A 22,216-nucleotide genomic window follows, 5' to 3' on the forward strand; every position below is an offset into this window, starting at 1 on the left:
GGGAGGGGTTCTGCATGAAAGACTATCTTTTGGGGCTCGATGCCGGCAACACCGTCATCAAGGCGGTGATTTTCGACCGGCAGGGCAACGAGATCGCGGCTGCGTGCGAGGAGGGGCATACCCGCATGCCGCACCCAGGGCATGTCGAGCGGGGGCTGGATGAACTCTGGACGAATACACGGCAAGTCATCCGCGCCTGCATCGGAAAGGCAGAGATTCTGCCGGAGGAAATCGTTGCGATCGGCTGCGCCGGACATGGCAACGGTCTCTATGCACTTGATCGCGACGGCGCTCCGCTGCTCGGCATCCAATCGCTCGACACGCGGGCGGCCGGGCTGGCCGACGAATGGCGAGAGGCCGGTATTGGTGACCGGACCTATGCTATCGCCCGACAGCGTCCGTGGCCGTCCCAGACGCCGACGCTGCTTGGCTGGCTCAAGCGTCACCGGCCGGAACTGTTCAACTGCATCGGTACGGTATTCTTCTCCAAGGATTTTGTCGTTAACCGCCTGACCGGCTGCCGCGTCAGCGAGGTGTCTGACATGTCGGGGGCCGGGCTCCTCAATCTTGCCACGCGCCGTTACGACAAGGCGTTGATGGAAGCCTACGGACTGGCCGATTGCATGGACCTCCTGCCGCCGCTCATCGAAAGCGCGGACATTGCCGGTACGGTGACGGACGAGGCGGCATTGAAGACCGGTCTCGCCGCCGGGACTCCCGTGGTTGGCGGCCTGTTCGACGTCGTTGCCTCGGCGCTCGGATCGGGCGTTTCGCGAACCGGCAGCGCCTCGATCATTGCCGGGACCTGGAGCATCAACCAGGTCATTGTCGACGGCCCTGACCTCGACGGGCCGGTCTTCATGTCTTCGACTTTCGACCGCACCCGCTATATGGCGATGGAGAACAGTGCGACCTCGGCCACCAATCTCGAATGGCTGGTGCGGGAGTTCTTCGAAGGCGAGCCTGTGAAAGGCACGTCACCCTTCGATGCCTGCTGCGCGCTGGCTGCGGCGATCGAGCCCGCGGCAAACGACCCGATCTACCATCCATATCTTTACGGCGCTCAGCAGGACGGCCACGCCCGCGCCGGCTTCTACGGTATCGCCGGCTGGCACACCAAGGGGCATCTCGTTCGCGCGCTTCTCGAAGGTGTCGCCTTCGGTCATCGCCAGCACATCGAGACGATACGAAAGGCGGGCGCCGTCTTCAAAGAGGCGGTTCTGTCCGGCGGCGGATCACGCAGCGTGATCTGGCCACAGATCTTTGCCGACGTGCTCGGCGTTCCCGTCACCGTCGCCCGCTCGCATGAAACCGGTGCGCTGGGGGCTGCGATTGCGGCCGGAACCGGCGTCGGGCTCTTCGCGGACTTTGGCGCCGGCGCTGCGGCGATGGTCGCCACCGAGCGGCATTATCGGCCGAACGTCTCGCTCGAGGCGCATTATGCGCGCCGTTATGCCCTCTATCGGGACATAGCTGAAGCGATGACGCCGTTCTGGCGGCGTCTGACGGCGTCCGAGCCAGCTGTTGCGGGAGTGGCGGCATGAACATGCATATGAATGATGCGGTAAACGATGCTGGAGGCTACGACTTCATCATCGTCGGGGCGGGATCGGCGGGATGCGTTCTGGCCAACCGGCTGTCGCTCGATCCGAAAAATCGCGTCCTTCTGCTCGAGGCCGGCGGCAGCGACCGATATCATTGGGTGCATGTGCCGATCGGCTATCTCTACTGCATGGGCAACCCGCGGACCGACTGGATGATGAAGACGGCGGTGGAAGACGGACTGAACGGAAGGTCGCTGCCTTATCCGCGCGGAAAAGTTCTGGGCGGCTGCTCGTCGATCAATGGCATGATCTACATGCGCGGCCAGGCAGCCGATTACGACGGCTGGCGGCAGGCGGGTAATACCGGCTGGGGCTGGGACGACGTGCTGCCCTATTTCCTGAAATCCGAGGATCATTATCGTGGCAAGGCGCCGATGCACGGGGCCGGCGGCGAATGGCGGGTGGAAAAGCAGAGGCTCTCTTGGCCGATCCTTGATGCCTTTCGGGATGCGGCTGAGGAACTCGGAATCCCAAAAATCGACGATTTCAATGCCGGCGACAACGAGGGGTCAGGCTATTTCGAGGTCAACCAGCGCGGCGGCCTGCGCTGGAATACGACCAAGGCGTTTTTGCGCCCGGCGATGAAGCGCGCCAATCTGCGCGTGCTGACCGGTGCCGAAACCGAGCGGCTGGAATTCGACGGCAGGAGCGTGACGGGCGTGCGGTTCCGGCTGAATGGGCGGAGTCATCTGGCTCACGCCGGTCGCGAGGTCATTCTGTCCGCCGGCGCGATCAATTCCCCGAAAATCCTGGAGCTTTCCGGGGTCGGCCGTCCGGAGGTGTTGACCGCTGCCGGACTGGAGGTCACCCATGAACTTCCGGGTGTCGGCGAAAATCTGCAGGACCATCTGCAGATCCGTACGGTCTTCCGCATCGAGGGCGCCAAGACGCTGAACCAGCTCTATCATAACTTGTTCGCCCGGGCGGGCATGGGGCTCGAGTATATGCTGCGCCGGTCCGGGCCACTGTCGATGGCGCCGAGCCAGCTCGGGATCTTTGCCAGGAGCGATCCGGCTGTTGCTACGGCCGATCTCGAATATCACGTGCAGCCGTTGAGCACCGACCGGCTCGGCGAACCGCTGCACAAATATCCGGCCGTCACCGTTTCCGTCTGCAATCTGCGGCCGGAAAGCCGGGGAACCGTGCATGTTGGCGGCCCCGACCCTTCCCTGGCAGCGCAAATCCGCCCGAAATATCTTTCGACCGTCGGCGATCGGATGGTCGCGGCGAAATCGGTCAGGCATGCCCGCCGGCTGATGCAGGCCGCCGCCATTCGCAAATACCGGCCGCAGGAGATGCTGCCGGGCACGGACTACCAGAGTGACGAGGAACTGATCCGTCGCGTCGGCGACATCGCCACGACGATCTTTCATCCGGTCGGTACCTGCAAGATGGGCAACGACACGATGGCGGTTGTCGATCCGCAATTGCGGGTTCACGGGTTGGCGAACCTGCGGGTGGTCGATGCCTCTATCATGCCGACCATCGTGTCGGGGAACACCAACTCGCCGGTGATCATGATTGCCGAGAAGGGCGCCGAGCACATTTTGTCGAGGACGTAAATGGCTGATCGCACCAGGCGCATGATGGAAGAGGTAAAGACCGATGTGAAACTGGTCGTGCCGGCCGCACCGATCTCCGGCTAAGCCCTCCCATACATCCGGCTCGCCCGCAGCAGGCGTTGCGAATAGGGATGTTCGACCGCGCCTCTTCGCAGCGCCTCGATATCGACCTGTTCGACGATTTCGCCCGCCTCCATGATCGCCACACGGCTGCACATGTGGGAGACGACGGCGAGGTCGTGGCTGACGAGGAGATAGGTGAGGCCGCGCTCCTTGCGCAGGTCCTGCAGCAGATTGAGGATTTCGGCCTGGACCGACACATCGAGCGCCGATGTCGGTTCGTCGAGAAGCAAGACGTCGGGATTGAGCATCAAGGCGCGGGCGATGGCCACGCGCTGCCGCTGGCCGCCGGAGAGCTGATGCGGAAACCGGTAGCTCAGCGCCGGATCGAGGCCGACTGATCGAAGCACGGCATTCACATCGACGGAATTGCTGTCCAGACCCTGGTTGCGCAGCGGCTCCTGCAGCTGCGAGCGGATGGTCTTGCGCGGATGCAGCGATCCATAAGGGTCCTGGAACACCATCTGCACCCGGCGGAAGAACGGTCGGCTGCGCTCTCGGTCCAGCGTTTCGCCGTTGAGCGCGATCTGCCCGTCATAATTGCCATTGAGGCCTGAGAGCGCCCGAAGCACTGTGGATTTGCCGCAGCCGGATTCGCCGACCAGGCCGAAAGCCGTGCCGCTCTCGATGGCGAGATTGACACCTCTGACGACCGGCCGCTGGCCGTGTGCGAAGCGGATGGTGAGATTGTCGATCGTGATCATCGCGGCGGCTCCACTGCAAAATCGTCAAGCCAGGCCGGATCGCGCTTCAGGATCGGCAGCCGGACGGGCGGTTTCTCGATCTTCGGCAGAGATGCCAGAAGCCCCTGCGTATAGGGGTGTTTCGCCTTGTCGAGATCACACGCCTCGAGCACTTCCACGACGCGGCCGGCATACATGATGAGGACGCGATCGCAGAAATTGCGGATGAGGTTGAGGTCGTGGCTGATGAAAATCAGGCCGAGATTGCGGCGCAAGACCAGCTCGTCGAGCAGAGCCAGGATTTCGAGCCTCACCGTCACGTCGAGCGCCGAGGTCGGTTCGTCGGCGATCAGCACTTCGGGCTCGGCTATCAGCATCATGGCGATCATCACGCGCTGGCCCATCCCGCCCGATATCTCGTGCGGATAGAGGCGGGCGACACGTTCGGGATCGCGGATCTTGACGGCCTCGAGCATTTCGAGCGCCTGACTGTAGGCTTTCCTGGCGCTCTCCTTTGGATGGTGAAGACTATAGGTTTCGGCGATCTGTTCGCCGATCCGCATGACGGGGTTGAGCGAGTATTTCGGATCCTGCAGGATGAGCCCGATGCGTCTCCCGCGGATCGTCATCATCGTTTTCTCATCCGCCTTGAGGAGGTCGAGGTCGCCAAAGCGCATCCGCTCGGCGCTGACATGTGCCGTTGGCGGCAGGAGCTTCATGATGGCGCGGCCGACGGTGGACTTGCCCGACCCGGACTCGCCGACGATCCCGAGTTTTTCCTGCCCGAGCGTAAAACTCACGCTGCGCACCGCGCGCATGTGGCCGCCGCCATAGGCGATTTCGAGGTTGCGGATATCGATCAGCTCGGTCATTCCGCCCCCCTGGGATCGAGGACGTCCCGGAGGGCATCGCCGACAAGGTTGAAGGCGAGGCTGACCAGCGCGATGGCGATGCCGGGCGCGGCGATCACCCACGGGCTGTCGAGCATGAATTCGCGCCCGCTTGCGGCCATCGAGCCCCATTCGGGCCATGGCGGCTGCGCGCCGAGGCCGAGGAAGCCGAGACCAGCGGCGGTGATGATGATGCCGGCCATGTTGAGGGTGACGCGGACGATGACCGAGGGAATGCACATCGGCAGGATGTGGCGGGTGATGATCGCGATTGAGGTCGCGCCCTGCAGGCGCACGGCGGCGATATAATCCGCCTTGCGCAGGCTGAGCGTCTCGGCGCGCGCCAGCCGCGCGATCGGCGGCCAGGCGGTCAGCGAAATGGCGATGATCGCGTTGGTGATGCCGGGACCGAGGGCGGCGGCAAAACCGAGCGCCAGCACCAGCCCGGGGAAGGAGAGGAAGATATCGGTGATGCGCATCAGGATTTCGTCGACGATGCCGCCGAAATAGCCGGAGAAGGTGCCGATCAGCAGGCCGAGGGGCGCGACGATGATCGTAACCAGCATGATGATGTAGAGCGTCGTGCGCGCGCCGTAGATGACGCGGGCAAAGACGTCGCGGCCGAAATTGTCGGTGCCGAGCCAATGCTCGGCCGAGGGCGGCGCAAGCCGTCCGGCCATATCCTGGACGATCGGATCGTAGCTCGTCAGCAGAGGAGCGGCCGTCGCGACCACGATCAGGAGCACGATGATGACGAGGCCGGCAAGGCCGAGCGGGTGCAGGCTGAACTTCTGCCAGCCCTGATGGATCTGCTGCGCCGACGAGTGGAACCAGCCCTGCGGCTCCGGCGCTAGCAGCCATCCGCGAAAGCCGCCGGCATGGGCGCTGTTTGCGTCTTCGGTCGAGATCGTCATGGCGTCACCGTGTTCTCGGATCAAGGATGCGATAGAGGACGTCGGACAGGATGTTGATCGTCAGGAAGACGGCGCCGATCGTCAGCACCGAACCCATCACGACATTCATGTCGTTCATCTGCAGCCCGCGGGTGAGGTATTGGCCAAGTCCCGGCCAGCCGAAAACCGTCTCGATCAGCACCGCGCCTTCGAGCAGGCCCCCGAAGGTCAGCGCCAGGATAGTCAGCAGCTGCACGCGGATATTCCGGAAGGCATGCCGCCAGACGACCTTGCGGGTGCCGAGGCCCTTTGCCCGCGCTGTGATGATGTATTCCTGGCTCAGCTGCTCCAGCATGAAGCTTCGCGACATGCGGCTGATATAGGCGACCGAGTAATAGCCGAGGATCGCCGCCGGCAGGATGATGTGGCCGAGCGCGTTGTGAAACACGTCCCATTGCCCCTGGATCGCCGCATCGATCAGCAGGAAGCCGGTCATCGGCGTGACAAGGCCTTCGTAGAAGACGTCGATCCGACCCGAGGCGCCGACGAGCTTCAGCTTCGCATAGAAGACGAAGAGCGCCATCAGCCCAGTCCAGAAGATCGGGATGGAATGGCCGGCAAGGGCAACGATCCGGGCGATGTGGTCGATCACGGTTCCGCGCCTGACGGCGGCGGTGATGCCGAGTGGGATGCCGACGATCGCACCGATGATCATGGCGATGATCGCAAGCTCAATGGTTGCCGGAAAGATCGTCATCAGGTCGGTGAGGATTGGCTGGCCCGTCGTCGCCGACATGCCGAGATCGCCTGTGGCGACCTTGCCAACATAGGAGAGGAATTGCATCCAGATGGGCTGCCCGAGCCCAAGCTCGTTATAGACGCGGTCGTAAACCTCCTTGCTGACCTCCGCCCCGGTAATGGCGAGCACCGGGTCGGCGGGCAGCAGGCGACCCATCGAGAAGGTCAGGAAGAGCAGGCCGAGCAGCGTCGTGACGACAGCTACCACGCGCCCCGCCAGCCGCCGCAGCAGGCTGATCAGAGGGTGCGGGGCCGCGTCGGCGAACCCGCCCGCGGTCGAGCGGCGGCTCACCTCCTGCTTCGATGTGAGATCGGCGCTCGCCACGCGCTCTACTCCTTGGTCACGTCATGCCAGCGCGTCGACCATGTCGTGTGCCCGTGATAGCCCTTCACGTTGGCGCGCATGACATAGGGGTCGGTTCGCTGGAAGAAGATGACGAGCGGGGAGGCCATGCCGGCATAGATGCCGTCCATCTTCTTGAAGATGTCGGTGCGCTTTTCCGTGTCGCGCTCCTTCATCGATTGGTCGATCAGCGTGTTGAGCTCATCAACCTTCATGCCGGTCCGCCAGAGATAATAGCTGCCGAGGCGCGCCTCGTCGCTATTGTTGGGGTTGAAGGCATATTGCGTGGCGACGGCGAAGGGATCGGGCAGGCGGGCGCCGGAATTGCCGAGCAGCACTTCGAATTTGCGCTCGCGGAAGGCGGGCGTGAACTCGCCGGGCACGAGATCAAGATCGATGCCGGCGGCGCGCGCACTCGCCTGCAGCGCCTCGGCGAAGGGCAGGGTTGGCGCCCCCGAGGGATTGAGGACTTTCTTCAGGCCGTTGGGGTATCCGGCCTCGGCCAGCAGCTGCTTGGCCTTGGCGGGATCGTAATCGTAGCGGACGGCAGCCTCTTCGGGGGCGCCGATCATGCCGCGCGGGATCATCGACTGCCAGGGGAAGCCGGTATGGCGCATGATGTTGCCGGAGATCGCCTTCCAGTCGAAGGCGTACTGAAAGGCTTCGCGGACCTTCGGCTTCTGCAGGTCCGGGTCTTTCTGGTTGAGGGCGATATAGTAGAAGCCGAGGCCCGGCACGTTCTCGATGACCATATCCTTATTGGTGGAGAGCGCATCGAGATCGCCGCTTGCCACATATTGGCCGACATCGACGTCGCCGGCTTCGAGCTGAAGCCGGAGATTGCCGGATTCCGGGATATGGCGGGCAACGACGCGGGCCATGGCCGGCTTGCCGCCCCAATATTTCGGCTGCGCATTGAAGATCGCCACATCGTTCGGCCGCCATTGCGCCAGACTGAACGGGCCGCTGCCGGCGGAATTGGCCGAGAGCCAGGCGCCGCCGAAATCGCCGTTCGCCTCATGCGACAGCACCGTCTTCTTGTCGACGATGCCGATCGAGGAGCCGGCCAGAGAATAGAGCACCAGGTCGGTATTGACCGCCTGCGGCAGCTCGATCTCCAGCGTGTGTTCGTCCTTGGCGCGGACGAGCTTTTCGACGTTATCGGCCGTAAAGCCCCAGAGCGCGACGTCGGTGGAGCCGACCTGGCCCATCTTGATGACGCGCTGGATCGACCAGGCCGCATCCTCCGCGGTGACCTTGTTGCCGCTCTGGAAGACTGCGTCGTCGCGCAGGGTCAGCGTGATGACCTTACCATCAGGCGAGACCTCCCATTTCGTCGCAAGCATCGGCTTCAGCGTCTTGAGGTCATCAGGCGACAGTTGCACGAGGTTGTCGTAGAGGTTGGAGATCAGCTCGGAAACCGTCCGGGCGTTGTTCTGGGCCGGATCCAGCGTCCGGATGCCGGTCAGGTTCGTCCCGATCACCAGCATGTTGGGCGGCGATGCCGCCAGGCTCGGCTGCGCCGCCATCAGCGCGCCTGTCATTGCGATTGTCGTCAGTAGCTGTTTCAGCATCTCAAGACCTCCCAATCCTGTTGTTTGCGGAATGAATGTTTCGAACTTAGCCGGCTGCCTTGATGTCCTGCCGGTCCGTTTGAATGTCGCCCGCGGCCTCCCAGCCTCGAAGCAACCGATGCAGCTCGTCGCGGTCATGCGCATCGAGCTGCGGCAATCCCGGCACGCGTACCGGGCCGACGTCGAGGCCGGAAAAGGTGACCGCCTCTTTCACGACGGTCACGTTCGCGCCGTTGCGGAATTTGGTGCGCATCCGCTCGAAGGGTTCGAGCTTGTTGACGATTGCTCTCGCCGCAGCGAAATCGCCCTTGTCAAGCGCGTCATGGACGGCAAGCGAAAGCTTCGGCGCGACGTTGACAAGGCCCGAGGTGAAGCCGCGTGCGCCGGCTGCGGTGAATGTCGGCGCCCAGCTCTCCGCCAGGCCGCAGACGAAGAGCGCGCCATTGGGATCGGCGGCGGGGATCGCCCGCGACAGCAGCATCAGATCGGTCGTGGCGAACTTGATGCCGGCAATATTATCGTGGTTGGCGAGGCGGACGATCTCCGCAACGGTGAAACCCTCGGCCCTGACATAGGCGACGAGGGGCAGGGGCGAAGCGTCGGCGAGATCGCAGAAATAATCGATTTGGGCAGATGGTGCTGCGAAGGGATCGACGGGCTGATGCGACATGACGGCGGAGGCGCCAATCGCGGCCGCATTCCTGGCCATTTCGATCGCCTCGCGCAGCGACCGGCCGATCGCCGCCGTTACCGGCGCGCGGCCGTCGACGCCTGAAACCGCCGCCTCGTGGACGATCCGGATCTCCTGCGGCGTCAGCGCATAAAATTCGCCGGTATTTCCGGCTGCGACGATGTTGTGAATGCCGGCCACGGCCACCCGCTCGTAGACCTTCGCGGTAATCCGGGGCTCGACTTCGCCCCGAGCGTCATAGGCCGTGACGGGAACGCCCGACACGCCCTTAAGCGCCTTGCGCATGATCGCGATGCTCATTTTTCTCCCCCGTTCGCTTTTCTTCCAGTTGATCGTCAGCCGAAACGGAAGGGCGGCAGCCCCTCCGCATCGACATCGAAGGCGATGACCGTGCCTGCCTCGAAACGTCCGGTGCGGTCGGTTGACAGGCTCGTGACGTAAAGGGTGCTGAATTCAGGCCCTCCGAAACACGGCATGGTCGGTGCTGCGACCGGCAGAATGTAGATTTCGACGATTTCGCCGTCGGGCGATATTCTATTGAGGCGGCCCGCGGAGACGCCGGCGCTCCAGTAGAACCCGTCGCGATCGGTCGTCGCTCCGTCCGGCCGCCCTTGTTCCTCGGTGAAGCCGCGAAGTCGACGTCCCTTGCCGATCTCGCCTGTCTCCGGATCGAAATCGAAGGCTCGCAGAAAGCACTGCCGGCTGTCTGAGTGATACATCCGCCGGCCGTCCGGCGACCAGGCAAGGCCGTTGGAACTCGTCAGTCCCGTTGCAACGGTCCGCGTGCTGCCATCGGCGCCGACACGATAGAGCGCCGCGTCATTCACCTGCGGCTTGGCCTCGCTGATCGAGCCGACCCAGAAATGCCCGTCCGGGCCCACCTTGCCGTCGTTGAGCCGGCCATTGATGTCGCGCCCGACAGGATCGCAGAGAAACTCGATGGCGCCTGAGACGGGATCAAAGAGATGGACGCCGGTTTGGAGGCCGACAACAATCCTGTTGTCGCGGCAAAGCCCCAGGCTGCCGGCCGCCGCCGGCATCTCGAAACGATCGACCTCGCCTTGCGGAGAAAGCCGCAGGACTGCCGGCGCCAGGATATCGACGAGCCAAAGGTCGCCGGTCTCCTCGTTCCATACGGGCGATTCACCGACCGTCAGCGGCTGTTGCAGCACGGAACGGACATTCGGCTCAATGATGCGAGGCGCCGTCACGAGACCATCTCCGGATCTTTGACGAGGCCATCGGCATCGCGCATGCGGATGTTGCCGTCGTGATTGAATTCGCAGAACCCGCCGCCCTGGAACGCGCGGGCGACCCGTCCCTCCGCTCCGTCCTCGATACGGGCGTGATCGCGCGGCCGGTCCTGCGGCTGATAACCAAGCCGTGTCGCCAAATTGTTGTCCCACCATATGGTGTCGGTGTCGGAAACACCGTAAACAACAGTTGCGGCGATCTGCGGATGGGTGAGGCCGATCCGCACCAGTTGCGCCAGATCCCGGGCGCTGATCCAGATCGCGATGGTACGTTCGCTGTTGGGGTAGGTGCCGGCATTGCCGATGCGGATGGATAGTGAGCGAATGCCCGCCGTATCGTAATAAAGTCCCGCCACCAGTTCGCCCCAGCATTTGGAAAGTCCGTAGGGGCTGTCCGGTCGCATGGAATCGAGCGGCGAAATGACCTCGCCGCGGGGATAAAAGCCGGTCGCATGGTTGCTTGACGCGTAGACCATCCTCTCGACCTTGTTGATCCGGGCGGCCTCGTACAGATTGTAGGTGCCGAGGACATTGGCCTGCAGAATGGCGCCCATATCGACGCCGCTGGCAATTCCGGCGAGATGAACGACGCCGTCGATGCCGCGCAAAGCGGCCGTTGCCTCTTCGAGCTTCGACAGATCGGCGCGGACGAAGCTTTCATTCTCGGCCAGATCCACAGGCTCATGAATATCGATCAAGCGGACATGCTCGACATGCTGCCTGAGGAAGGGGCGCAGCAGCGTCCCGACACGTCCGGCGGCACCCGTCATGGCGATCCGTCTCATCGTCCTTCCTCCCATTGTCTTTCAAACCCCCTGGAACATGCGGGCGCGCGCATTCAGTATGTGTCTCTTCATCGCGTCGTGCGCTTCGGTTTCCCGGCGTGCGAAGATTGCCTCCACGATGACCGCATGCTCGTCCTGGACGCTGCGGATCTGCTCCGGCGTCCGTTTCAGGCTCAGGCTTCGTGTCACCGAATGGCCGATGGCGAAATGCGGCTTGAACCATTCGCGTACGGTGATGTGAAACTGATTGCCCGTCGCCATCGCAATCGCATCGTGCAAGGCCTGGTCTTCGTCGGCGCCCAGTTCGCCGTTCCTCAGACATTGTTCGATTGCAAGAAGCGCCTCCGTAATTCGCTCCTTGTCGGCGGGCTGCCAGTTTCGCGCCGCAAGCTCCGCAGCTTCGGCCTCAAGACCGGCGCGGAATTCGAAGAACCGCTGGACATCGGCAAGCGAGCCGACCGGGACCATTTTCAGCACCGACGAATCCGGCCGCTGCCGGACATAGGAGCCTGAACCTTTGCGCGAGACGACAAGGCCATCGGCCCTCAGGCGTTCGAGCGCTTCGCGCACGACGGGTCTCGACGCGCCGAAATCGGCGGCAAGCTTGGTCTCCGACGGCAGCCGTTCGTTGACGGGAAAGTTGCCGTCCGCGATCATCCCTACGATCTTCTCGTAGATAATGTCGCTGAAGCGCGTTGCGCCCCTGTTCGAAACGGCATCGATTGCAAACGTCATTATCGCTCTTTTCTCCCCCGCCATGTGGCAGATTCGCCCCATCGGATCTTCTCCCGGCGAGCAGAAGCCGGATATGCCTTCTAGACCATGCGCCGGGATGGCGCCGTGCTGTCACTGGCCGCGACGCGGCATGTATACAGCTTCTGACAGGTTTCTCTTCTTTCCCTAGCCATGACAGGAACGCCAAAGGTTTGGTGTTTCCGTTCGATACTGCATCGACTATCGAATCTGTAAATATCTGTCAACACTTGTAATCATTTGAGAACGTGTCTATGGTTTGCTCCCAGCGCCGAGGAGGGCGCAAAACGGCAGGTCGGGAAGCCCGCCGCACCAGCCGGGACAAGCCTGTTTCGGCATAAAAGGGGAGGAAACGATGCCCAGTGAAATTCTGTCTCGCGGTGTCACCCGCCGCGCCGTTCTCGGCGGCATGGCTGGTGCCGCGGCACTATCCATCGCCGGTCGCGCCTTCGCCGCCGGCGGCGAAGCGCCTGCGCTGGCGCAGCTCGTCAAGGACGGCAAACTGCCGCCGCTTGCCGAGCGTCTGCCGAAGAAGCCAATGGTCGTGACGCCGTTCGAGAAGGTCGGCACCTATGGCGGCACGTTGCGCCGCGGCTTGCGCGGTTCATCCGACCATAACGGCATTCTGCGCATGGTCGGCAACCAGAGCCTCGTGCGCTGGAACCTGGAATTCACCGCCGTGGAGCCGAACCTCGCCGAGCGCTGGGAGGTCAGCGATGACGCTACCCAATTCACCTTCCACCTGATCGAAGGCGTGCGCTGGTCGGACGGCCATCCCTTCACGGCGGACGACATCGTTTTCGCGATCGAGGACTGCGTCAAGAATACCGAGCTTTACAGCGCCACGCCGGCGCAGCTTGCCGTTGCCGGCAAGCCGGTCACCGTCGAAAAGATCGACGATTATACAGTGAAGTTCACCTTCGCGGCGGCAAACGCGCTTTATCTCGAAAATCTCGCCACGCCGCTCGGCCAGCATCCGACGCTCTTCCCCAAGCATTACTGCAGCCAATTCCTGCCGAAATACAATCCCAGCATCGCGGCCGATGCCAAGAAGGCGGGCGTCACCAGCTGGACGGAGCTCTTCCGCAGCCGCTGCGGCGACATCGAAATCCCGACGCGCTGGGGCAATGTCGACAAGCCGACGCTCGATCCCTGGGTCGTCAAGGAGCCCTATGTCGGCGGCGCAACGCGGGTCGTCATGAGCCGTAATCCCTATTTCTGGCAGGTCGATACATCGGGCAATCAGCTTCCCTACATTGATGAAGTCAACTTCGGCATTTCACAGGACGTCGAGTCGCTGATGCTGAACGTGATCTCCGGAAAAATTGACATTCAGGAGCGTCACATCAGCGTGCTCGCCAACAAACCGACGCTGTCCCAGAACATGCAGAAGGGTGACTATCGTCTGCTGACGCTCGTGCCTTCCGCCTCGCAACAGTGCCAGATCTATTTCAACATCACTCACAAAGATCCTGCCATGCGCAAGATGTTTGCCGACAAGTCGTTCCGGCAGGCGCTCTCGATCGGCATCAATCGTCAGGAACTGATCGACATCGTCTATTTCGGCCAGAGCGAGCCCTACCAGGCCGGCCCGCGTCCGACCCATCCCTGGTATCACGAGAAATATGCACGTCAGTTCACCGAATATGACGCTGGCAAGGCGGGCGCGATGCTCGACCAGGCCGGTTACAAGAAGGGGCCCGACGGCTTTCGCGTTCGGCCCGACGGCCAGAAAGTCTTCTTCTCGATCGACGTTATTCCGACGCTCTATCCCGACCTAGTCGACGCGCTCGAACTGGTCAAAACACATTGGTCGCAGATCGGTATCGACATGAAGGTCAACACGATCGAGCGGGCGCTCTATTATACCCGCGGCGACGACAATGCGCATGATGCGGCGGTGTGGCCGGGTCCTGGCGGTCTCGATCCGATGCTCGATCCGCGCGATTTCTTCGCCTTCCATCCGCAAGGGTCGCGTTACGCCATTCCGTGGACGCTCTGGTACACCTCGAACGGCGCCCGCGGCGAAGAGCCGCCGGAAAGCCAGAAGAAGCGCATGAAGCTGTTCGACGAAGCGCGTTCGACGGCCGATCTCGACAAGCGCGGCGCGATCATGAAGCAGATCTTCGACATTGCCGCGGAGGAATTTGAGACCGTTGGACTTTGCCTCGCCGTCGGCGGCTTCGGCATTATCCGCAATAATCTGCGCAATGTGCCCGAGAAGGAGCCGGATAGCTGGTCCTGGCCCAATCCGGGACCTGCGATGCCGCAGCAGTTCACCTTCACGAGCTGATTTTGATCGAGCGCCGTACTGACGGTACGGCGCTTTCTTCGGTTCGCCTTCCGAGATGCCTTGCCGGCGATGAGAGCCGGTAAGGTCCGGAGGGCGGTGTTCAATGCAAGAGGCGCCCATGCTGGTCTTTATCGCCAAACGCTTGCTGTGGATGATTCCATCGCTCTTTGCCGTCAGCTTCCTCGCTTTCGTGCTGATCCAGCTGCCGCCGGGCGATTATGTCACCACCTATATTGCCACACTGGCGGCCTCCAATGAAATCGTCGATCAGAACACCGCGGCCCAGTTGCGCGAGCGCTTCGGACTCGATGACCCGATGCTCATCCAATATTTCAAGTGGATGTGGGGCATCCTCTCGCGCGGCGACTTCGGCATTTCCTTCGAGTGGCAGCAGCCGGTCTCCGACCTGATCTGGGAGCGCATGGCGCTGACCCTGGTTCTCGCGCTTTCGACTTTGATTGCCACCTGGGCGATCGCCCTGCCTATCGGCGTCTTTTCCGCCGTGCGCAAATATTCCATCGGCGATTACTTCTTCACCGCCTTCACCTTCTTCGGCCTCGCCATCCCCTCCTTCCTGCTGGCGCTGGTGCTGATGTATGTCGCGGCGGTCGAATTCGGCCAGGATGTCGGCGGGCTGTTCTCGCCGCAATACGAGAATGCGCCCTGGAGCTTCGCCAAGATGGTCGATCTCTTCTCGCATCTCTGGCTTCCCGTCATCATTCTGGCCGTCTCTTCGACCGCAAGCCTCATCCGCGTGATGCGCGCCAACATGCTCGACGAACTGCCGAAGCCCTACGTGACGACGGCACGGGCAAAGGGGCTCTCGGAATTCCGGCTGCTGATGAAATATCCTTTGATGATCGCGCTCAACCCGTTCATCTCGACGATTGCCTGGCTGCTGCCCAATCTCATCTCCGGCTCGGTCGTCGTCGCCATCGTCCTCAACCTGCCGACGGCAGCCCCCTTGTTGCTGCAGGCGCTGATGGCGCAGGACATGTATCTCGCCGGCGCCTTCGTTCTGCTGATCTGCGCGCTGACGCTCATAGGCTCTCTGATCAGCGACATCCTGCTGGCGCTGGTCGATCCTCGCATCCGGTTGGAATAGGAGCCTGACATGGCCGACATCGCCGTTACAAACATTCAGCCGGATCGCGCCGCGGTCGCATCACAGTGGCAGCTGATCTGGTGGGCCTTTCGCCGCCACAAGCTGGCCATGGTGGCGCTCGTCGTTACCGTACTGATGTATATCGTCGCCCTCGTTCCCGGCTTCTTCGCCATCAACGATCCGAACCTGCAAAACGCGCGGGCGACCTTTCATCCGCCGCAGAAATTGCATCTGATCGATACTGAGAACGGGTTCTCGTTCGGCCCGCATTATTATCCGATGAAGCTGACCCGCGATCCGGAAACACTCGCCGCCATCTACAAGGAAGATACGTCGAAGCGTGTCGATGTTCAGTTCTTCGGGCGCGGCTACGAGTATTCCGTGTTTGGCCTGTTCAACACCAACATTCATCTGATCGCGTCGCCCGACAAGACGACGCCGCTGCTGCTCTTCGGCGCCGACCGGCTTGGGCGTGATGTCTTCAGCCGAACGGTACAGGGTTCGCAGGTTTCGCTGTCGATCGGCCTCGTCGGCGTCTTCCTGTCGTTGATGCTCGGCATCGTGATTGGCGGCATCTCCGGATATTATGGTGGTCGCATCGATTTCTTCATGCAGCGCGTGATCGATTTCGTGCTGTCGCTGCCGACGATCCCGATCTGGCTTGCCATGGCTGCGGCGCTGCCGCAGGATTGGCCAGCGACGCTGCAATACATGATGATCACGATCATCCTGTCGCTGACCGGCTGGGCCCAGCTTGCTCGCGTCGTTCGCGGCCGCTTTCTGTCCTTGCGCACCGAGGAATTCGTCGCCGCCGCCAGACTGGATGGCGTTCGCGAAAGCCGCATCATCTTTCGCCATATGCTGCCGAGCTTTGCCAGCCACATCATCGCGTCGATCACGCTCGCAGTGCCGGCGATGATCCTGGCCGAAACCTCTCTTTCCTTCCTGGGGCTAGGGCTGCAGCCGCCGACCATCTCCTGGGGCGTGCTGCTGCGAGAGGCCCAGAACATCCGCTCGATCGCCACGGCGCCGTGGCTCTTCCTGCCCGGCTGCGCCGTCGTGGTTGCCGTCATGGCGCTCAATCTCCTCGGCGACGGCCTGCGCGATGCGGCTGACCCCTATAACAAATGAGGCCGGCATGACCGAAATCGTTTCCATTGCCGGCAGGCCGCTGCTTGAGGTGAAGAACCTGACCGTTGAATTCCCGCTGCGCACTGGCGTCTTTCGCGCCGTCAGCGACCTGTCCTTTGCAATCGAACCGGGCAAGACGCTCTGCGTGGTCGGCGAAAGCGGATCCGGCAAGTCGGTGACGGCGCGCTCGATCCTGCAGATCGTCGATGCGCCCGGCCGCATTGCCGGCGGTTCGATCACATTGAGCCACCCGAAGGGCGGCTCGATCGATCTGACCAGCCTCAATCCGCGCGGTCGCCAGATCCGGGCGATCCGCGGCCGCGATATCGCGATGATCTTCCAGGAGCCGATGTCGTCGCTGTCGCCCATCCATACCGTCGGCAACCAGATTACCGAGGCGCTTCGCCTTCACACCAGGATGAGCAAGGCGGAGGCGCGCGCCGAGGCCATATCGCTGCTCAAACAGGTCGAGATTCCCTCGCCTGAGAAAGCGTTGGATCGATACGCCTTCCAATATTCCGGCGGCATGCGCCAGCGCGCGATGATCGCCATGGCGCTCGCATGCAAGCCGCAGCTGCTGATCGCCGACGAGCCGACCACGGCGCTCGACGTGACGACGCAGGCCGAGATCCTCGACCTGATCGCCCGCCTGCAGAAGGCCAACGGCATGGCCGTTCTCTTCATCACCCATGACATGGGCGTGGTGGCGCAGATCGCCGACGACGTGCTCGTCATGCACAACGGCGTGGCGAAGGAATACGGGCCGGTCGAGCAGATCTTTCATGCGCCGCAGGATGATTATACCCGTATGCTGATCGGCTCGGTGCTGAAGCTGGAGCAGAAGGCCGAGATTCGCCTGGCGCGCCCGCCGCTCGACAGGACGAAAGCGCCGATCCTCGAACTGCGCAACGTGTCGATGGATTTCGGCGAGGTGAAAGCGCTGAATGATGTCTCGATTTCGCTTTTGCCGGGCGAAACGCTTGGCATCGTCGGCGAGAGCGGCTCGGGCAAGACGACCATGGGCCGCTCGATCATGCGGCTGATCGATCCCTCCGCCGGCGAAATCCTCTATCGCAACGCTAGCGGCGACATCATCGATCTGGCGACAGCAAAAGGCCAGACGCTTGCCGCGGCGCGCCGCGAATTGCGCATGGTGTTCCAGGATCCCTTCGGTTCCCTTAATCCGCGCATGACCGTCTCGCAGATCATCGGCGAGCCCTTGCTCGTCAATGGCATCGCCAAGGGACGGGCGCTGGATGAGCGTGTTTGCCACCTGATGGAGCAGGTCGGCCTCGATCCCAGGGCGCGCGAACGCTATCCGCACGCCTTCTCCGGCGGCCAGCGCCAGCGCATCGGCATTGCCCGCGCCATTACGCTCAATCCGCGCGTCATCGTCGCCGATGAGGCGACCTCGGCGCTCGACGTCTCGGTGCGCTCGCAGGTGCTCGATCTCCTGATGCGCCTGCAAGACCAACTCGGGCTCGCCTATATCTTCATCAGCCATGACATCGGCGTCATCCGCTACATGTGCGACCGCGTCGGTGTCATGTACAAGGGCCAGCTCGTCGAGATCGGCGAAGCGGAGAAGGTCTGCCGCACGCCCGAGCACGCCTACACGCAAGCGCTGATATCGGCCATTCCGCGGCCCGATCCCCGCGACCGCGATCGTTCGCGGCGCTTTCGCTATGTCGCTCCCGACAATCTGAAGAACGGGAGTTCCCAGCGATGAAGATCATCGGCATCAAAACGTTTCTCATGCATGCCGGTCAGCCCGACCCGTCCAAATGGGCCTCGGATGAGCGCTCGGGAGACGGTGCATCCGCGCAGCTGCGAGGCACGAGGAACTGGCTGTTTTTGAAGATCGAAACCGATGAGGGTATCACCGGCATCGGTGAATGCTCCGGCTGGCCGCGCGTGATCGAGACCGCGGTCCATGATCTGGCGCCGCTGCTCATCGGCGAAGATCCGGCCCATATCGAACGCCTGTGGCAGAAGTTGCATATTGCAATGATGGGTCACGGCATGCTCGGCACGGTCGGAGGCGGCGCGATGACCGGCATTGACATGGCGCTCTGGGACATCAAAGGAAAGGCCCTCGGCGTGCCGGTCTGGATGCTGCTCGGCGGCAAGGTGCGCGACAAGATCCCGATCTATTCACATGCCAATACGCCCGAACGTGCGCTTGCGGTCAAACAGCGTGGTATAAAGGCGGTCAAGTGCGGCGGCGTGGCCGATCCCGTACGCAAGGTCGCAGCGCTGCGCGAGGCGGTCGGCGACGACATGGACATCGCCATCGACCTGCATGGGCCGCCATGGCTGACCCCTGCGGATGCGTGCCGGCTGGTGCGGGCGCTCGAACCCTATGAACTGATGTGGGTGGAAGATCCGATCGCGCCCGACAATCTCGACGGCTACCGGCGCATTCGCGATGCTGCACATGTGCCGCTTGCCGCCGGCGAACGCTCGGCGACGATCTTTGGCGAGCGCGAACTCATCGAAAGAGAGCTGATCGACGTGATTCAGCCTGATACCGGCCGGGCCGGCGGGATCACGCAGATGAAGAAGATCGCGGCCATGGCCGAAGCCCATCACATCCAGATGGCACCGCATTCGGGCTCGCTCGGGCCGGTGGCGGAATATGCGGCGCTGCATCTGCTCGCCGCCATTCCGAACGCGCTCATCCTCGAGCGGCTCGACGACGACTGGGACGGCCGTCGCCAGACGATCGTGCCGCATCCCGAGCAGGTGGACGGGCTGATCGCCGTTCCCGACGCCCCGGGGCTCGGCTGCGATATCGACGAGGAATTCGTCGCCCGCTTTCCGAGCGGCGGCAATGTCTCGGTTCCCGTGCCGGAGGCCGCAGGCTCCTACAATCCAGGAACCTACAACGAGCACCTCTACGTGCAGACGCGCGTGGCGCGCCGCAGTTATTTCAAACGCTAGAAGGACAGAATGATGAAGATCGACCGCATGCGAGTGTTCATGACCCGCGACAAGGACCGCCCCCGCGTGATCGTCGCACTCGACACCGATGATGGGCTGACGGGCTGGGGCGAATGCTACAATCACGGCCCCGACAAGGCGCTGCCGCCGCTGCTCGATTATCTCTACGGCTTTCTCTCCGGCCAGGATCCGACACGCGTCGATTATCTCGTCAACCTGCTGATCCAGCAAAGCCGCTTCCCGCCGGGCGCACTCGGCCTTGCTGCGATTTCCGCGCTCGACCACTGCCTGTGGGATCTGGCGGCCAAGGCCGCGAATGTCCCCGTCTACAAGCTGCTGGGCGGCGAAGTGCGCGACCGCATCAAGGTCTATGCAGGAGTCTACACCGCGCCCGACGCGCCGGCCGCCCGCGACGAGTTCGATCGCCTGAAAGAGGAGTGGGGATTCACGGCTTTCAAACTCAGCCCGTGGCGTATCGACATGCATGCCCATCGCTGGGGGAATGTCGTGAAAGCCTCAGCGGACTATTTCCGCTCGCTTCGCGAGACGGTCAATGACGAATACGAGATCGCCTTCGATGCTCATGCCAAGATCTTCGAACCAATCGCCGCAAGACAGCTCGGCAATGCCCTGGCGCCCTATGATCCGTTGTTCTACGAAGAGCCGCTGCGTCCTGAGAATATCGAGGCCTGGGGCGATCTGAAGCAGGGGCTCAACTGCGTGCTCGCGACCGGCGAGTCGCTCTATAACAGGAACGAATTCCTGCGGCTGCTGCAGGTCAAGGGCGCCGATCTGATCCAGCCGGATATCTGCGTCGTCGGCGGCATCAGCGAAATGCGCCGCATCGCTACGCTCGCCGAAGCCTATTTCGTCGGCGTCGCGCCGCACAATCCGATGGGGCCGCTGGCGACGGCAGTCAATGTGCATTTTTCGGCCGCCGCCCAGAATTTCCGCATCCTCGAATACCGGTTGCCAAAGGGCCAGGCCTATGTTTATGGCGGCCTCGATATCGAGAAGCGGCAGGGGGAAACGCGCTACGTCGTCGATCCCTATCTGCCGAAGAACGGCTATCTCGAGCTGCGCCCTGATCGGCCCGGCTGGGGCGTCGAGATGGACGAGAAGGCAATGGAGGAGGAAGGGTATATCCACTGGCAGCGGCGGGTGCCGAAGCGGCCGGATGGGTCTTACGCCTTCGCCTGAGGGCGTTGCATGCTAAAACAGAGGCTGGCCGCCGGCTTGGCGCGGCCAGCTCCCGCGGGACGACGCTTCCCGTCGTTCCAAGTCGCCATGCCGCATGAACCACCTTTGATGCGACCCGCTTTAGGCATCTTTCGGCAGCACCGAGCGAACCCTTGCGACGAAGGCGTGAAAGTCCCGCATGAACGTGCGCAGGAAATCGGCAGTGCTGTCGTTCGTGACCTCGCCGTCATCGGTGATCAGCCCCGGAGTGAATTGGATGTAGGCTTCCGGAGCATTCATCTGCGGAGAGTTGCAGAAGCTAAGCACGCTGCGCAAATTCTGCTGGGCGACGGCTGTGCCTATCGCGCCCGGCGACGTGCCGATGACCGCCGACGGCTTGCGAGTGAACGAGTTGGTGCCGTAGGGGCGGCTCGCCCAGTCGATTGCGTTTTTCAGCCCCCCGGGTATGGACCGATTGTATTCGGGAGTGACGAACAGGACAGCGTCGACGGCCGCGATTGCCGCCTTGAATGCCTTGCCGGCCGGAGGGTAGTCGGCGTCATAGTCGTAGCTGTAGAGCGGCAGGTCCTTGAAGGATATCTCGGACATTTCAAGTTCCGGTGGGGCGAGCCGCACCAATGCCTTGGCGAGCTTGCGATTGATCGAGTCCCTGGCGAGGCTGCCGATAAGATAGCCTACTTTATGCGTGGTCATGGCGTTCTCCAGTATCCCGCATGATAAAGGACGTATCATACGCAGAATTATCGAAAGGGTCTCTTGTCCTTTGAGCGCAAACAGCTATTCGCCGACGAACGTGACCGTCTCGGCGAGCGGAGCGCGGCCCGTACGGGCGTAACTTACCGCAGGGTCCTCGTAGCCGATCGACATGCCGCAGAAGAGGATCAGCCCGTCCGGGGGTGACAGGGCCTCCGCGACGGTCTCGCGAACCTGCGACCACGCCATTTGCGGGCAACTGTGCAGACCTTCGGCGCGAAGCAGCAGCATGACGGTCTGCAGATACATGCCTACGTCGGCCCATTGGGGCAGGCCCAGCTCACTGTCGATGTAGCAGAAAAGGGCGGCGGGCGCGCCGAAACAGTTCCAGTTGGCGATCGCCGCCCGCTGGCGGGCCTCCCAGTCCTCGCGCGCAATGCGGAGCGCGCTGTAGCGCTCCTTGCCGAAGGCGGACCGGCGCTCCCCGTAAGGGGATTTCAGCGCCGCCGGGTACATCTCATACTGTCGCTTGTCCCAGTGGTCGCCATGCGCCACGCGCTCGACGGCTGTTGTCTTGAGCTCTGCCAACGGTGCGCCGGTCATCACGTAGGTGTTCCACGGCTGGATGTTCGATCCTGACGGCGACCAGGCTGCCGCGGACAGCACACGCTCAAGCACTTCCCTCGCGACAGGCTTGTCTTTAAATCCGCGCACCGACCGCCGGCTTGTGACTGCCTCATATACGTCCATGATCGCCTCCTTGCCGCCGGCCGTTCCTTCCGTTCCTGATGTGGTTCATTATCTCCATTCGCAACGGAGGCGTAATCACACCGTGGTCTAGGAGGGGTACATCAAACGTACATCAGCGATCGATGCATCCGGGGGAATCTCGGCAGAATTCG

19 protein-coding genes are annotated in these 22,216 nt (G+C 62.6%); 8 read left to right on the forward strand and 11 right to left on the reverse strand.

Going from position 1 to position 22,216, the window contains the following annotated elements:
- The first annotated feature begins 14 nt into the window (after nt 1–14).
- Complete coding sequence (locus GA0061105_RS25500) at nt 15–1,544, forward strand: FGGY-family carbohydrate kinase (RefSeq protein ID WP_092753712.1); 1,530 nt, start codon at nt 15–17, stop codon at nt 1,542–1,544.
- Complete coding sequence (locus GA0061105_RS25505; protein ID WP_167358581.1) at nt 1,541–3,166, forward strand: GMC family oxidoreductase; 1,626 nt, start codon at nt 1,541–1,543, stop codon at nt 3,164–3,166. Before GA0061105_RS25500 ends, GA0061105_RS25505 begins: the two co-directional genes overlap by 4 nt.
- An 80-nt stretch (nt 3,167–3,246) precedes the next feature.
- Here the strand turns inward: GA0061105_RS25505 and GA0061105_RS25510 are convergent, their stop codons facing one another.
- Genes GA0061105_RS25510 through GA0061105_RS25550 form a run of 9 tightly spaced genes read right to left on the reverse strand, consistent with a single transcriptional unit; the run spans nt 3,247 to nt 11,931 of the window.
- Entirely contained in the window at nt 3,247–3,990 is a 744-nt protein-coding gene (locus GA0061105_RS25510; RefSeq protein WP_092753714.1) for an ABC transporter ATP-binding protein, read from the reverse strand.
- Nucleotides 3,987–4,841 carry an ABC transporter ATP-binding protein gene (locus tag GA0061105_RS25515; RefSeq protein ID WP_092753716.1) on the reverse strand — a complete coding sequence of 285 codons (855 nt, stop codon included), beginning with the start codon at nt 4,839–4,841 and terminating at the stop codon, nt 3,987–3,989. The genes GA0061105_RS25510 and GA0061105_RS25515 overlap by 4 nt, the downstream gene beginning before the upstream one ends.
- Complete coding sequence (locus GA0061105_RS25520; RefSeq protein ID WP_064693036.1) at nt 4,838–5,773, reverse strand: ABC transporter permease; 936 nt, start codon at nt 5,771–5,773, stop codon at nt 4,838–4,840. The genes GA0061105_RS25515 and GA0061105_RS25520 overlap by 4 nt, the downstream gene beginning before the upstream one ends.
- A gap of 4 nt (nt 5,774–5,777) precedes the next feature.
- Nucleotides 5,778–6,875, reverse strand: a complete 1,098-nt coding sequence (locus GA0061105_RS25525; RefSeq protein WP_092753718.1) for an ABC transporter permease — start codon at nt 6,873–6,875, stop codon at nt 5,778–5,780.
- A gap of 5 nt (nt 6,876–6,880) precedes the next feature.
- Nucleotides 6,881–8,467, reverse strand: coding sequence for an ABC transporter substrate-binding protein (locus GA0061105_RS25530; protein WP_092753720.1), 1,587 nt, complete (start codon nt 8,465–8,467; stop codon nt 6,881–6,883).
- Nucleotides 8,468–8,513: 46 nt separating this feature from the next.
- On the reverse strand, nt 8,514–9,458 hold the full coding sequence (locus GA0061105_RS25535; RefSeq protein ID WP_092753722.1) for a dihydrodipicolinate synthase family protein: 945 nt from the start codon (nt 9,456–9,458) through the stop codon (nt 8,514–8,516).
- A gap of 35 nt (nt 9,459–9,493) precedes the next feature.
- The gene (locus GA0061105_RS25540) at nt 9,494–10,369 is read right to left on the reverse strand and encodes an SMP-30/gluconolactonase/LRE family protein (protein ID WP_092753724.1); all 876 of its coding nucleotides are present in this window, start codon (nt 10,367–10,369) and stop codon (nt 9,494–9,496) included.
- Nucleotides 10,366–11,196 (reverse strand): NAD-dependent epimerase/dehydratase family protein, encoded by an 831-nt coding sequence (locus GA0061105_RS25545; protein ID WP_092753726.1) that lies wholly within the window; start codon nt 11,194–11,196, stop codon nt 10,366–10,368. Before GA0061105_RS25545 ends, GA0061105_RS25540 begins: the two co-directional genes overlap by 4 nt.
- A 21-nt stretch (nt 11,197–11,217) precedes the next feature.
- Nucleotides 11,218–11,931: a FadR/GntR family transcriptional regulator gene (locus GA0061105_RS25550; protein ID WP_092753728.1), complete on the reverse strand. Its 714-nt coding sequence runs from the start codon at nt 11,929–11,931 to the stop codon at nt 11,218–11,220.
- A gap of 373 nt (nt 11,932–12,304) precedes the next feature.
- On the opposite strand from GA0061105_RS25550, the gene GA0061105_RS25555 reads away from it, so the two are divergent.
- The 6 genes from GA0061105_RS25555 (at nt 12,305) to GA0061105_RS25580 (ending at nt 20,621) form a co-directional block, all read left to right on the forward strand.
- Nucleotides 12,305–14,242, forward strand: coding sequence for an ABC transporter substrate-binding protein (locus tag GA0061105_RS25555; protein ID WP_092753730.1), 1,938 nt, complete (start codon nt 12,305–12,307; stop codon nt 14,240–14,242).
- Nucleotides 14,243–14,360: 118 nt separating this feature from the next.
- Nucleotides 14,361–15,347, forward strand: a complete 987-nt coding sequence (locus GA0061105_RS25560; RefSeq protein WP_064685641.1) for an ABC transporter permease — start codon at nt 14,361–14,363, stop codon at nt 15,345–15,347.
- A gap of 9 nt (nt 15,348–15,356) precedes the next feature.
- Entirely contained in the window at nt 15,357–16,478 is a 1,122-nt protein-coding gene (locus GA0061105_RS25565) for an ABC transporter permease (RefSeq protein WP_092753732.1), read from the forward strand.
- Between the two features lie 7 nt (nt 16,479–16,485).
- Nucleotides 16,486–18,207, forward strand: a complete 1,722-nt coding sequence (locus tag GA0061105_RS25570; RefSeq protein WP_092753734.1) for an ABC transporter ATP-binding protein — start codon at nt 16,486–16,488, stop codon at nt 18,205–18,207.
- Complete coding sequence (locus GA0061105_RS25575; RefSeq protein ID WP_092753736.1) at nt 18,204–19,421, forward strand: mandelate racemase/muconate lactonizing enzyme family protein; 1,218 nt, start codon at nt 18,204–18,206, stop codon at nt 19,419–19,421. Before GA0061105_RS25570 ends, GA0061105_RS25575 begins: the two co-directional genes overlap by 4 nt.
- Nucleotides 19,422–19,433: 12 nt before the next feature.
- Complete coding sequence (locus tag GA0061105_RS25580; protein WP_092753775.1) at nt 19,434–20,621, forward strand: galactarate dehydratase; 1,188 nt, start codon at nt 19,434–19,436, stop codon at nt 20,619–20,621.
- 120 nt (nt 20,622–20,741) lie between these two features.
- Here GA0061105_RS25580 and GA0061105_RS25585 read toward each other — a convergent pair whose 3' ends face one another.
- Together GA0061105_RS25585 and GA0061105_RS25590 are read right to left on the reverse strand one after the other, a co-directional pair.
- The gene (locus tag GA0061105_RS25585) at nt 20,742–21,314 is read right to left on the reverse strand and encodes an NADPH-dependent FMN reductase (protein ID WP_064685588.1); all 573 of its coding nucleotides are present in this window, start codon (nt 21,312–21,314) and stop codon (nt 20,742–20,744) included.
- Between the two features lie 84 nt (nt 21,315–21,398).
- Nucleotides 21,399–22,064 (reverse strand): nitroreductase, encoded by a 666-nt coding sequence (locus GA0061105_RS25590; RefSeq protein WP_092753738.1) that lies wholly within the window; start codon nt 22,062–22,064, stop codon nt 21,399–21,401.
- Between the last annotated feature and the right edge of the window lie 152 nt (nt 22,065–22,216).

Source organism: Rhizobium aethiopicum, assembly GCF_900094625.1.
In the GTDB taxonomy this organism is placed as follows: domain Bacteria; phylum Pseudomonadota; class Alphaproteobacteria; order Rhizobiales; family Rhizobiaceae; genus Rhizobium; species Rhizobium aethiopicum.